Origin of the sequence: Aeromicrobium wangtongii (genome assembly GCF_024584515.1) — a bacterium.
Taxonomy (GTDB): Bacteria; Actinomycetota; Actinomycetes; order Propionibacteriales; family Nocardioidaceae; genus Aeromicrobium; species Aeromicrobium wangtongii.
Map to the genome: position 1 here is coordinate 2,445,350 of NZ_CP102173.1, position 10,985 is coordinate 2,456,334.

The 10,985-nt window shown below is 69.3% G+C and carries 11 protein-coding genes; 4 read left to right on the forward strand and 7 right to left on the reverse strand.

Annotation, left to right across the window (positions count from 1 at the left end; translation table 11 throughout):
- Positions 1-69: 69 nt before the first annotated feature.
- Positions 70-1,755: a dihydroxy-acid dehydratase gene (ilvD, locus tag NQV15_RS12025; RefSeq protein WP_232400111.1), complete on the reverse strand. Its 1,686-nt coding sequence runs from the start codon at positions 1,753-1,755 to the stop codon at positions 70-72.
- A gap of 10 nt (positions 1,756-1,765) precedes the next feature.
- On the reverse strand, positions 1,766-2,371 hold the full coding sequence (locus NQV15_RS12030; RefSeq protein ID WP_232400112.1) for a helix-turn-helix domain-containing protein: 606 nt from the start codon (positions 2,369-2,371) through the stop codon (positions 1,766-1,768).
- Between the two features lie 141 nt (positions 2,372-2,512).
- On the opposite strand from NQV15_RS12030, the gene NQV15_RS12035 reads away from it, so the two are divergent.
- Entirely contained in the window at positions 2,513-3,010 is a 498-nt protein-coding gene (locus NQV15_RS12035) for a Pycsar system effector family protein (RefSeq protein ID WP_232400114.1), read from the forward strand.
- A gap of 5 nt (positions 3,011-3,015) precedes the next feature.
- Here NQV15_RS12035 and NQV15_RS12040 read toward each other — a convergent pair whose 3' ends face one another.
- Positions 3,016-3,693, reverse strand: coding sequence for a SatD family protein (locus NQV15_RS12040; RefSeq protein ID WP_232400115.1), 678 nt, complete (start codon positions 3,691-3,693; stop codon positions 3,016-3,018).
- A gap of 53 nt (positions 3,694-3,746) precedes the next feature.
- On the opposite strand from NQV15_RS12040, the gene NQV15_RS12045 reads away from it, so the two are divergent.
- The 3 genes from NQV15_RS12045 (at position 3,747) to NQV15_RS12055 (ending at position 7,293) form a co-directional block, all read left to right on the forward strand.
- Positions 3,747-4,601, forward strand: coding sequence for an ATP-grasp domain-containing protein (locus tag NQV15_RS12045; protein ID WP_232400116.1), 855 nt, complete (start codon positions 3,747-3,749; stop codon positions 4,599-4,601).
- An 80-nt stretch (positions 4,602-4,681) separates the two neighbouring features.
- A complete protein-coding gene (locus NQV15_RS12050; RefSeq protein ID WP_232400117.1) occupies positions 4,682-5,941 on the forward strand; it encodes an HNH endonuclease in 1,260 nt (419 codons plus the stop codon).
- 467 nt (positions 5,942-6,408) lie between these two features.
- Entirely contained in the window at positions 6,409-7,293 is an 885-nt protein-coding gene (locus NQV15_RS12055; RefSeq protein ID WP_232400118.1) for an alpha/beta fold hydrolase, read from the forward strand.
- 7 nt (positions 7,294-7,300) lie between these two features.
- Here the strand turns inward: NQV15_RS12055 and NQV15_RS12060 are convergent, their stop codons facing one another.
- The 4 genes from NQV15_RS12060 to gatC all read right to left on the reverse strand — a co-directional run bounded on the left by NQV15_RS12060 (position 7,301) and on the right by gatC (position 10,985).
- A complete protein-coding gene (locus NQV15_RS12060) occupies positions 7,301-7,591 on the reverse strand; it encodes a DUF1540 domain-containing protein (protein WP_232400120.1) in 291 nt (96 codons plus the stop codon).
- Between the two features lie 75 nt (positions 7,592-7,666).
- A complete protein-coding gene (gene gatB, locus NQV15_RS12065; protein ID WP_232400122.1) occupies positions 7,667-9,169 on the reverse strand; it encodes an Asp-tRNA(Asn)/Glu-tRNA(Gln) amidotransferase subunit GatB in 1,503 nt (500 codons plus the stop codon).
- Positions 9,166-10,680: an Asp-tRNA(Asn)/Glu-tRNA(Gln) amidotransferase subunit GatA gene (gatA, locus tag NQV15_RS12070; protein ID WP_232400125.1), complete on the reverse strand. Its 1,515-nt coding sequence runs from the start codon at positions 10,678-10,680 to the stop codon at positions 9,166-9,168. Before gatA ends, gatB begins: the two co-directional genes overlap by 4 nt.
- Complete coding sequence (gene gatC / locus NQV15_RS12075; protein WP_232400126.1) at positions 10,677-10,985, reverse strand: Asp-tRNA(Asn)/Glu-tRNA(Gln) amidotransferase subunit GatC; 309 nt, start codon at positions 10,983-10,985, stop codon at positions 10,677-10,679. The genes gatA and gatC overlap by 4 nt, the downstream gene beginning before the upstream one ends.

The following is a 10,985-nucleotide window of genomic DNA, read 5'->3' on the forward strand; positions in this document are numbered from 1 at the left end:
CACGCTGTCGACATCCTGCCGGGTGGGTCGGTACGCGTCCAGCCGAAGCCGGACGCGCACCGCCTGTGATCAGCCGGTGATCGCGCCGTGGGCAGCCGAGCTGACCAGCTTGCGGTACTTCGCGAGGACGCCCGTCGTGTACTTCGGGGGCAGCGGCTCCCAGCCGACCTTGCGGGCCTCGAGCTCGTCGGCGTCGACCGCGACGTCAAGACGCTTGTTGGCGACGTCGAGGGTGATCTGGTCGCCGTCCTTGACGAAGGCGATGGGTCCACCGTCGACCGCCTCGGGCGCGACGTGGCCGACGCACAGGCCCGTCGTGCCGCCGGAGAAGCGTCCGTCGGTCATCAGCAGGACGTCCTTGCCCAGGCCTGCGCCCTTGATGGCGCCGGTGATGGCCAGCATCTCGCGCATGCCGGGGCCGCCCTTGGGGCCCTCGTAGCGGATGACGACGACGTCACCGGCCACGATCGTGCCGGCCTCGAGAGCGTCCATCGCCTTGCGCTCGCCGTCGAACACGCGGGCGGTGCCGGTGAAGACGTCCGAGTCGAAGCCGGCGCTCTTAACGACCGCGCCTTCGGGGGCGAGCGTGCCGTGCAGGATCGTCAGGCCGCCGGTCTTGTGGATCGGCTTGTCGATCGGGCGGATGACGTCGCCGTCGAGCTTGAGCTCGATGTGGGCCAGGTTCTCGGCCATCGTCTTGCCGGTGACGGTCAGGCAGTCGCCGTGCATGAGGCCCGCATCGAGCAGCGCCTTCATGATGACGGGGATGCCGCCGACCTTGTCGACATCGTTCATGACGTAGCGGCCGAAGGGCTTGAGGTCGCCCAGGTGCGGGACCTTGTCGCCGATGCGGCTGAAGTCCTCGAGGGTCAGGTCGACCTCGGCCTCGCGGGCGATCGCCAGCAGGTGCAGGACCGCGTTGGTCGAGCCACCGAGGGCCATGACGACCGTGATGGCGTTCTCGAACGCCTGCTTGGTCAGGATGTCGCGAGCCGTGATGCCCTTGCGGAGCAGCTCGACGACGGCCTCACCGGACTTGATCGCGTACTCGTCGCGGCGGCTGTCGATTGCCGGCGGGGCGGACGAGCCCGGCAGGCTCATGCCCAGAGCCTCGGCGGCCGAGGCCATCGTGTTGGCGGTGTACATGCCGCCGCACGCGCCTTCGCCCGGGCAGATGGCCCGCTCGATCTTGTCGACCTGCTCGCGCGACATGCGTCCGGCCAGGCAGGCACCGACGGCCTCGAAGGCGTCGATGATCGTGACGTCCTTGCCGTCGACGTTGCCGGGCATGATCGAGCCGGCGTAGACGAAGACGCTGGCCAGGTCGAGACGCGCGGCAGCCATCAGCATGCCGGGCAGGCTCTTGTCGCAGCCGGCCAGCAGCACGGAGCCGTCGAGGCGCTCGGCCATCATGACGGTCTCGACCGAGTCGGCGATGACCTCACGGCTGACCAGGGAGAAGTGCATGCCCTCGTGGCCCATCGAGATGCCGTCGGACACCGAGATCGTGCCGAACTCCAGCGGGTACCCTCCGCCGGCGTGCACGCCTTCCTTGGCGCGCTTCGCGAGCCGGTCGAGCGGCAGGTTGCACGGGGTGATCTCGTTCCAGCTGGAGGCGACACCGATCTGGGGCTTGACCCAGTCCTCGTCGCCCATGCCGACCGCTCGAAGCATCCCTCGCGACGCGGTGGCCTCGAGGCCATCGGTGACGGTGCGGCTGCGGGGCTTGATGTCGATCTCGTTCTCGGGGGGCATGAGAGCAAGATTACGGCTCAGCCCGCGCCTCCGGTGAGCGGACTCCGGATTCGGACGGCGCGAGCAGATGGATCGCGAGGTCCCGCAGCCGCTGCTCCTCGGACCACCGGGCCACCTGCAGCCGGCGACTGAACGCCTGGGGCGAGATGCCGAGCCGGCGAGCCACCGCCTTCTGCGTCCCGCCCGCTGCCATCGCGGCCACCGCCTCCGCACCCGCCTCGGTCCGGTCGGTGATGACCCGTGCCAGCGCGTGCAGCGCAGTCTCGGCGTGGCGAGCCCCCTTTCCCTCGACCGCGAGGCCGACCGGGGACGAGCTGGAGCGCTCGACCGCCGCCCGGGCCGCGATCAACGCCGGCCCGCGGCTGGCACGGACCGAAGGCGGGATCGGCTCGTCGACGGCGCCCAGGCCGATCCCGATCCACCACTGCTGCGTCGCGACCACCGAGCAGACCATGTCGACGACGACCGCCGGATCGTCGCACAGGCCCTGGACCTCGTCTCCGGCCGTCCGCTCGAACTCCCTCACCAGCGGGTACCGGTTGAGGTCGGCCAGGAGGCCGGGCACCGCGTCGGCGCTCTGACGGCTGCGGCGCTGGTCGATCGTGAGTGCGAACATGATTGATAATCAACGTTCTATCGTTGATTTGTCAAGATCAATCACAGAACATTGATACAACGAGATCAATTCTCACTCGCGGATCGGCGCCGTGTCACCGGCGCTTGATACCGTGACGTCCACCATCGTCACGGAGGACCCATGGCCCGAACACCGGCACCCGACGTCGAGCTGGCCATCCTGGCCGAGGCTCGCAACGAGGTCGGCGCGGCGGACCACAAGGCGTCCATGGTCCTGGCCGTGCTGGGCATCGGGTTCGGCGCACTGCTCGGCGGCCTCCTGGCCCGCGACTGGAGCCCGCGCGACCTCGACGGCGTCGGCGCCTTCCTCTGGTGGGTGGCCGCTGCGCTCGCGTCCTCGTCCGTCGCTGCCGCGGCGCTCGCGGTCTGGCCACGGTTCACCGTCCCGGACAAGACCAAGGACATCTTCTACTGGGGACACGCTGCCGCATTCGAGAGCCAGCGCTCGCTCGACGCCGTCCTCGACCGCCATCCCCCCAGCCTCGAGGACCGGACCCGGCACCAGCTGTTCGAGCTGTCCAAGATCGTGGCGAAGAAATACTGGTACGTCCGGCTGGCCATGTCGCTGGCCGGCCTGTCCGCGCCCCTGTTCCTGCTGGCGGCCCTCCTCGGCCAGTGACCTCGCTACCGGCCGCCGAACCACGAGGCGAGCTGGTCCTGCGAGCTCTGCACCGCGAAGGCCCCGCTGCGGCGCAGGTTCTGCGACACCGCGGACGTCGAGATGCCCTCGGCCACGGCCATCTCGACCTGTGACGCCCCGGCGAGAAGGTGCCGCAGGAGACGCCTGGATCGGCCCGACATCTGGGTCACGATCTCATCGCGCGTCAGCAGGAAGGCGTTGACGAGCTCCGCCGGCGGGTACTCGTCACGCGAAGGGCCGACCAGGCGCTCGGAGACCTGGTACCAGGTGCGCAGCGTGCGGTCGCGGACGCTCTCACGACTCTTGGCCTCGACGATCGCGTCACGCGCCGCCCACCACGCCGGTCCGTCCTGCAACGGCCCGTAGGGCGTCCGACCGAGATCCTCGACCTCACCGACGCCGATGCCGGCACGACAGTCCAGCTCCTCGGGCAGCGCCAGGCGCAGCGCGAGCGTCGCCCGCAGTGCGGACTCGACCGACAGGTATCGCGCCTGGGACTCATCGCCCAGCGTCGGCTCGAGCGGCTGGTCGAAGTCGACCTCCTGGTTGACCTGCTGCAGGGCCTCCATCATCCGGGCGTGCACCCACGCGCGGTCGGTGTGGCGGCGCGATCCCACCAGGTCGACGATGACGGCTGCGCGCACGGTCGGGTCCTGGGTCATGAATGAAGCATATGCATGCAGTTAAGACAAAAAGTGGATGACAGGATGGGGCCGTGACCCTCGCCTTTGTGACCAGCTCCACCTACCGACCGCACGACCCCGACCTGCCGCTGCTCGTGGCGGCAGCCGCCGAGCGCGGCACGGTCGGCGAGATCGTCGTCTGGGACGACCCCTCGGTCGACTGGGCCTCGTATGACGCCGTGGTCGTCCGCTCGTGCTGGGACTACATCGCCCGACGCGAGGAGTTCCTCGCCTGGGCTGCGACGGTCCCCCACCTGCACAACTCGCACGAGATCCTGACCTGGAACACCGACAAGGTCTACCTGCGTCAGCTGCAGGACGCCGGCGTGCCGATCATCGAGACACGCTGGGACGTCGCCCCCGGTGACGACATCGGCGACCACGACGAGTGGGTCGTCAAGCCGACGATCTCGGCCGGCTCCAAGGACACCGCCCGGTGGAGCACACCCGAGGAGGTCTGGACGCACAGCGCAGAGCTCGTGGCAGCCGGGCGCACCTCGATGACCCAGGCCTACATCTCCTCGGTCGACGAGGAGGGCGAGACGGCGATGCTGTACCTCGGCGGAGAGTTCTCGCACGCAATCCGCAAGGGGCCGCTGCTGCTGCGCGGCGAGGGCGTCCGCCAGGACCGGGACAGCCGCGAGGAGATCACTCCTCGCACGCCGACCGCCGCCCAGCGCGCCGTCTCCGACCACGTGCTGGAGACCACGGTGTCACTGCTCGGACTGGACGCTGCCCCGCTCTATGCGCGAGTCGACCTCGTCACCGCCGCGGACGGCGCCCCGATCCTGATCGAGCTCGAGCTCACCGAGCCCAGCCTGTTCCTCACCCAGTCCGACGGCGGCGCCGGACGACTCGTGGATGCAGTACTTGCTCGATCGAGCTGAGCCCACTTCCCCCGGGTATTCCAGTGTATTCGTGGTGATTTTCTCTTGCATTCGAACATGTGTTCGAATAGAATGAAGTCATGGACCCGGCCCCCACCATCGACGCGATGCGGACCGCCGCAGGCGTGCTGAGAGTGGGTGATGTGCGCGAGAAGCTGCACTCGGTGCAGGCCGCCCAGGATGCGCTTGATGCGGCCAAGGCGATGCTGCTGGCCGAGCTGGAGGCCTCCAAGGATTTTGAGATCGACGGCGCGTCAACGCTGAACGCCTGGGTGCGCACGCAGTTGCGGATGAATGCGGGGCAGGCCACGGCGCTGGTGCGCAGCGTCGCCGCGCTACGCGACCTGTCGCTGGTGGCCGAGGCTGCCGTGACGGGGCAGATCAGCGCCGCGCACGTCCGGGTGTTCGTCTACGGGCTCGCCCACGTCGGGCTCGACCTGATGCGGATGCACGAGGAACTGTTTGTGCAGGTCGCCTGTGAGCACGAGCCGGGTGAGCTGTTCGAGGCGGTCAAGCATCTGAAGGACCGCACGCATCCGGACGATCTGGATGATGCGTGGGAGAAGGGGATGGACAAGCAGGACTTCCAGGTCAACGCCCTGCCCGATGGCTGGCACGTGACCGGGTTCTTGAACACCGTGACCGGGGCCATGCTGAAGAAGGTCCTCGACTCAGTCTCCGCCCCTGATGGCCCCGAGGACCCCCGGTCCGGTTCGGAGCGGCGGGTGCAGGGGTTGGACGACCTGCTGTCGTCCATCTTGGGCAGCGGGCAGCTGCCCTCGGACAAGGGGCTGAAGCCGCACGTGTCGGTGTTCGCTGACGCCGACACCGTTGCCGCCGCTGCTGAGCAGGTCCGTCAGCAGACCGAAGAACCGTACCTCCGTCCCGATCCGATGCCGCCCACCGAACCGGCCACCCTGGCCGGGCACGGGGCGATCGGCCCCAACCTGCTGATGTACTTCATGTGCATCAGCGAGGTCACCGCCTTCTTGATGGGAACCGACGGCGGTCAACGACAGGCCCAAGTGCTCAACGCTGGCACGGCGAAGTACCAGCCGAACCTCAAGCAACGCCGTTCAGTGATCGCCCGCCAGGGCGGGGTCTGCGCGACCCCCGGGTGCAACCACACCCACCTGGAGATTCACCACGTCGTGTGGTGGTCCCTCGGCGGTCGCACCGACGTCGACCAGCTGATCGGGTTGTGCGTTCGATGCCATCACCTGCTGCACCGCGGCAGGTTGCACATCGAGGGCAATGCCGTCGACGGATTCACCTTCACCAACCGAGCCGGGCGGCCCATCCGCCGCCGACGACGAACCGGCTACCGCCAAGCCGCCTGACCCCCAGCGTCCGGCGGCCCACCGGCACGCCCACGGGCGCGAGACTTCTGCGGTTGTCCCAGGACGACGTCCAGGCATGACACGGCAAAGTTCGCGAGCACCAGAGAAACCGCGACCCCCGTCAGCAGCACCGCTGCCATGAAGCTGAGTCCTCCACCGACACCGCGGTCGTCCGTCGTGGCGAACGACCAGACGAAGGCCACCGCGAGGAGCGCGAAGGCACCCGTGGTGAACGCCAGGAGGACGCGCCCCCTTGGTGGCTGCCTCGTGGCTCGACGCAGAACGACGAGCCCCAGCACGCCTGTCGCGCCAGCCACAGATCCCCTCGCCGAAGGATCGATCGGGGCAAGCACAGATGCCAGGGAGCAGGCGAGCAGCAGCCCGGCGGCCAACTTGTCCCATCGCATGGTGCAACCTATCGCGCGTCACGCGTTGCCGTTGCACCCCTCGGCGTGCACAATCGGCGCGTGAACTCGCCCACTCCCCCGCTGCTGCGTTTCTACGATGTCGAGAGTGCAGACGGGACCCGCATCCGGGCCTGGACGAATGACGGCGACGGGCCGACGGTGCTGGTGTCGAACGGACTGGGCACCAACCCGTACGCCTGGCCGTCGCTCATGCGTGCCGACTCGGGGTTCCGCGTGGTCGGCTGGAACCATCGGGGCACGGGCGGGTCGGCCCGTCCCTCCGACGGACGGATCGATCTCGACTCATTCGTCGAGGACGGCATCGCGGTCATGGACGATGCCGGAATCGACGCCTGCGTGGTGGCCGCCTGGTCGACCGGGGTCACGATCGCCTTCGAGATCAACGCCCGCCATCCCGGGCGGGTGAACGGCATCCTGGCGGTGGCCGGCGTGCCCGGCAACACCTTCTCGACGATGCTCGCGCCGCTGCGCGTCCCTCCGCTGCTGGCTCGCAGCCTGATGGTCGGGGTCTCCCACACGGTGACGGTCACCGGCCACGCGCTGGCACCCCTCACCCGGCGTGTGCCGTGGACCAATGCGACCGCCGACCTGATCCGTCAGAGCCGGTTCATCAACCCGGCTGCCGACACGGCCGAGGTGCGCGTGCTGCTGCAGGAGTTCTTCACGACCCATCCGGCCTGGTACGCCAAGCTCGCGATCAGCGTCTCCAAGCACGCCCGTGTCTCGCTCAGCGACGTGGACATCCCGGTGACGTTCCTGGCCGCCAAGTGGGATGTGTTCACCGGCGCACGACACATGCGCACCGCCGCGCAGCGGATCAAGGGATCGCGCTATCGCGAGCTGAACGCAACACACTTCCTGCCGGTCGAGTTCCCCGAGATCGTCCTGGAGGAGCTCAACGAGCTGCTGGCCCGCGTGGGCTGACCGCCCCTCAGGTGCGTTCGTACGTCAGGCAGTCCGCCGCGTCCGCCCCGGGGCCGACCGAGATCGAGCTCGCGCCACACTCGAGGTTCTCGTTGTGCCGGCAGTCCGTCCGGTGGCACGCACCCACCTTGGCCACCATCTTGCTCAGCCCACCGCTGGAGCCGAGGTCGATGAAGGTGCCGCAGGCCGCCTGCGAGCCGGACACCGTGATGGCGCCGGCATGGCAGGCGGTGTCGCTGTTGTACGAACAGCCTTCGACGGAGCAGGTGTGGACGTCGGGGAGATCGATGACGGTCATGGAGTGCCTCCTGGGGTCGGTCCTTCGACGGTAACCCCGGCACCCCGTGATCAGGACACCCTCACGACGCAGCCGTCAGCTGAGCTTCTCCAGGATCAGCTCGCGGACGCGACCGGCGTCGGCCTGGCCGCGCATCTCCTTCATGACCGCACCGATCAGCGCACCGGCGACGCCGAGGTTGCCCGCGCGCACCTTCTGGGCCGCGTCCGGGTCGGCCTCGATGGCACGGTCGACCGCGGCACCGAGCGCGCCGTCGTCCGACACGACCTCGAGCTTGCGCGAGACCACGACCTCCTCGGCCGTGCCCTCCCCCGCGATGACGCCGTCGAAGACCGAACGGGCGAGCTTGTCGTTGATGCGACCCGCGTCGATGAGCGCCTGGATCTCGGCCACCTGCTGCGGCGTGATGCCGAGCGCGTCGATGTCCTGTCCGCTCTCGTTGGCGCGCCGGGCCATCTCGCCGAGCCACCACTTCTTGGCGGCCTGCGGGGTCGTGCCGGCCTCGACCGTCGCCACGATCAGGTCGAGCGCACCCGCGCCGATCGTGTCGCGCATGTCGAGGTCGGAGAATCCCCAGTCGGCCTGCAGCCGGGCACGACGGACGGCCGGCGGCTCGGGCAGCGTGGCCCGCAGCTCCTCGACCCACTCGCGGGACGGCGAGACGGGCGCCAGGTCGGGCTCCGGGAAGTAGCGGTAGTCGTCGGCGTCGGACTTCTCGCGACCCGGCAGGGTCGTGCCGGAGTCCTCCTGGAAGTGGCGGGTCTCCTGGACGACCTTGCCGCCGGCGTCGAGGATGCCCGCGTGGCGTGAGATCTCGTAGCGCACGGCGCGCTCGACGGACCGGAACGAGTTGACGTTCTTCGTCTCCGAGCGGGTGCCCAGGACGTCCGAGCCCTTCGGCTTGAGCGAGAGGTTGACGTCGGCGCGCAGCGATCCCTGGTCCATGCGGACGTCGGAGACGCCGAGCCCACCGATCAGGTCGCGGACGTACGACACATAGGCACGAGCGACGGCCGGAGCCTTCTCCGCCGGGACCTCGATCGTGCGGGTGACGATCTCGATCAACGGGATGCCCGCCCGGTTGTAGTCGACCAGCGAGAAGTCGGCGCCGTGGATGCGTCCGGTGGAGCCGCCGACGTGCAGCGCCTTGCCGGTGTCCTCCTCCATGTGCGCCCGCTCGATCTCGATGCGGAACGTCTCACCCTCGACCTCGACGTCGACGTACCCGTCGAAGGCGATGGGCTCGTCGTACTGCGAGGTCTGGAAGTTCTTCGGCATGTCCGGGTAGAAGTAGTTCTTCCGCGCGAACCGGCACCACTGCGCGATCTCGCAGTTGAGCGCCAGGCCCATGCGAATCGCCGACTCCACGGCCTTGGCGTTGACGACCGGCAGTGCGCCGGGCAGCGCGAGGCAGACCGGGCACACCTGCGTGTTGGGCTCGGCGCCGAACTCGGTCGGGCAGCCGCAGAACATCTTCGTCGCGGTGTTGAGCTCGATGTGGATCTCGAGGCCCATCACGGGGTCGTAGCGGCTGATCGCCTCGTCGAAGGGGACCAACGTCTCGGTTGCGGCGCTCATCGTGCGGCCTCCAGCTCGGGTGCGCGGGACAGCAGGGTGCCGCCCCAGTTCTGCTCGAGCATCCGCTCGAGGGCGGCCGCCGCGTTGTAGAGGCGGTCATCGGCCTTCTGCGGGGCCAGGAACTGCAGGCCGACCGGCAGGCCGTCCTCGTCGGCCAGGCCGACCGGCAGGGACAGGCCGGGGATGCCGACCAGGTTGGCCGGGATCGTGGCGACGTCACCGAGGTACATCGCCAGCGGGTCGTCCAGCTTCTCGCCCAGCGGGTACGCCGTGGTGGGCGACGTCGGCGACACCAGGACGTCGACATCGGCGAAGGCCGCGGCGAAGTCGCGGGCCAGGACGGTGCGCACCTTCTGGGCCGAGCCGTAGTAGGCGTCGTAGTAGCCGCTGGACAGGGCGTACGTGCCCAGGATGATGCGGCGCTTGACCTCGTCGCCGAAACCGGCGTCGCGGCTGGACGCCATGACCTGCTCGGCACTGGGGTCGTCGACCCCGGCCGGGGCCACGCGGACGCCGTAACGCATCGCGTCGAACTTGGCCAGGTTGCTGCTGGCCTCGCTCGGCATCACCAGGTAGTAGGCACCCAGGGCGTACTTGAGGCTCGGGATCGAGACCTCGACGACCTCCGCGCCCGCGGAGGTCAGCAGCTCGACGGCCTCGGTGAACCGTGCCTCGACGCCGGGCTGGAAGCCCTCTCCGCCCAGCTCCTTGACGATGCCGATCTTGAGGCCCTTGACGTCGGCGCGGCGGGCCGCGGCGACGACCGGCGGGACGGCGTCGGGGATGCTCGTGGAGTCCATCGGGTCGTGACCGGCGATGAGCTCGTGCAGCAGCGCCGCATCCAGCACGGTGCGCGTGACGGGGCCGGCCTGGTCCAGGCTGCTGGCCATCGCGACGAGGCCGTAGCGGCTGATGCCGCCGTACGTGGGCTTGACGCCGACCGTGCCGGTCAGGGCGCCGGGCTGACGGATCGAGCCACCGGTGTCGGTGCCGATCGCCAGCGGCGCCTCGAAGGCGGCGACGGCTGCGGCCGAACCACCGCCGGAGCCACCGGGGATGCGCGTCGTGTCCCACGGGTTGTGCGTCGGGCCGTAGGCGGAGTGCTCGGTCGACGAGCCCATCGCGAACTCGTCCATGTTGGTCTTGCCCAGGATCGGCAGGCCGGCGGCCTTGATCGTGGCGGTGACCGTCGCGTCGTAGGGCGGGATCCAGCCCTCGAGGATCTTGGAGCCGCACGTGGTGGGCATGCCCTTGGTCGCCAGGACGTCCTTGATCGCGATCGGCACGCCGGCGAGGTACGACAGCTGCTCGCCCTTCGCGCGGCGGTCGTCGATGTCGGCCGCGGTGGCCAGCGCACCCTCGGCGTCGACGTGCAGGAAGGCGTGGACGGCACCGTCGACGGCGCCGATGCGATCGACGAGCGCCTGGGTCACCTCGACGGAGGAGACCTCCTTGGCGGCCAGCGACTGGGCCAGCTCGTCAGCGGTCTTGCGCGTGAGATCGGTGCTCATGACTCCCCCAGGATCTTCGGGACGAGGAACCGCTGCTGGTCGGACGCCGGGGCGCCGGCGAGCGCGTCCTCGGGGGCCAGGCTGGGTCGGACGACGTCCTCGCGGAACACGTTGTCGACGGGCACCGGGTGGCTCATGGCCGGGACGTCGTCACCGGCGGCCTCCTGGACGCTCGCGACGTGCTCGAGGATCGCCGGCAGCTCGCTGGCGAGGTGGTCGAGCTCAGCATCGCTGAGATCGATGCGGGCGAGGCCGGCCAGATGGACGACGTCATCGCGCGAGATACCCGTGGCGGGCTCAGACAT

Coding starts and splice junctions, on each gene's coding strand:
- NQV15_RS12035 (WP_232400114.1), top strand. CDS start 2,513: ATGGCCCGAACACCGGCACCCGACGTCGAGCTGGCCATCCTGGCCGAG.
- gatA (WP_232400125.1), bottom strand. CDS start 10,680: ATGAGCACCGATCTCACGCGCAAGACCGCTGACGAGCTGGCCCAGTCG.
- NQV15_RS12060 (WP_232400120.1), bottom strand. CDS start 7,591: ATGACCGTCATCGATCTCCCCGACGTCCACACCTGCTCCGTCGAAGGC.
- gatB (WP_232400122.1), bottom strand. CDS start 9,169: ATGAGCGCCGCAACCGAGACGTTGGTCCCCTTCGACGAGGCGATCAGC.
- ilvD (WP_232400111.1), bottom strand. CDS start 1,755: ATGCCCCCCGAGAACGAGATCGACATCAAGCCCCGCAGCCGCACCGTC.
- NQV15_RS12040 (WP_232400115.1), bottom strand. CDS start 3,693: ATGACCCAGGACCCGACCGTGCGCGCAGCCGTCATCGTCGACCTGGTG.
- gatC (WP_232400126.1), bottom strand. CDS start 10,985: ATGTCTGAGCCCGCCACGGGTATCTCGCGCGATGACGTCGTCCATCTG.
- NQV15_RS12030 (WP_232400112.1), bottom strand. CDS start 2,371: ATGTTCGCACTCACGATCGACCAGCGCCGCAGCCGTCAGAGCGCCGAC.
- NQV15_RS12050 (WP_232400117.1), top strand. CDS start 4,682: ATGGACCCGGCCCCCACCATCGACGCGATGCGGACCGCCGCAGGCGTG.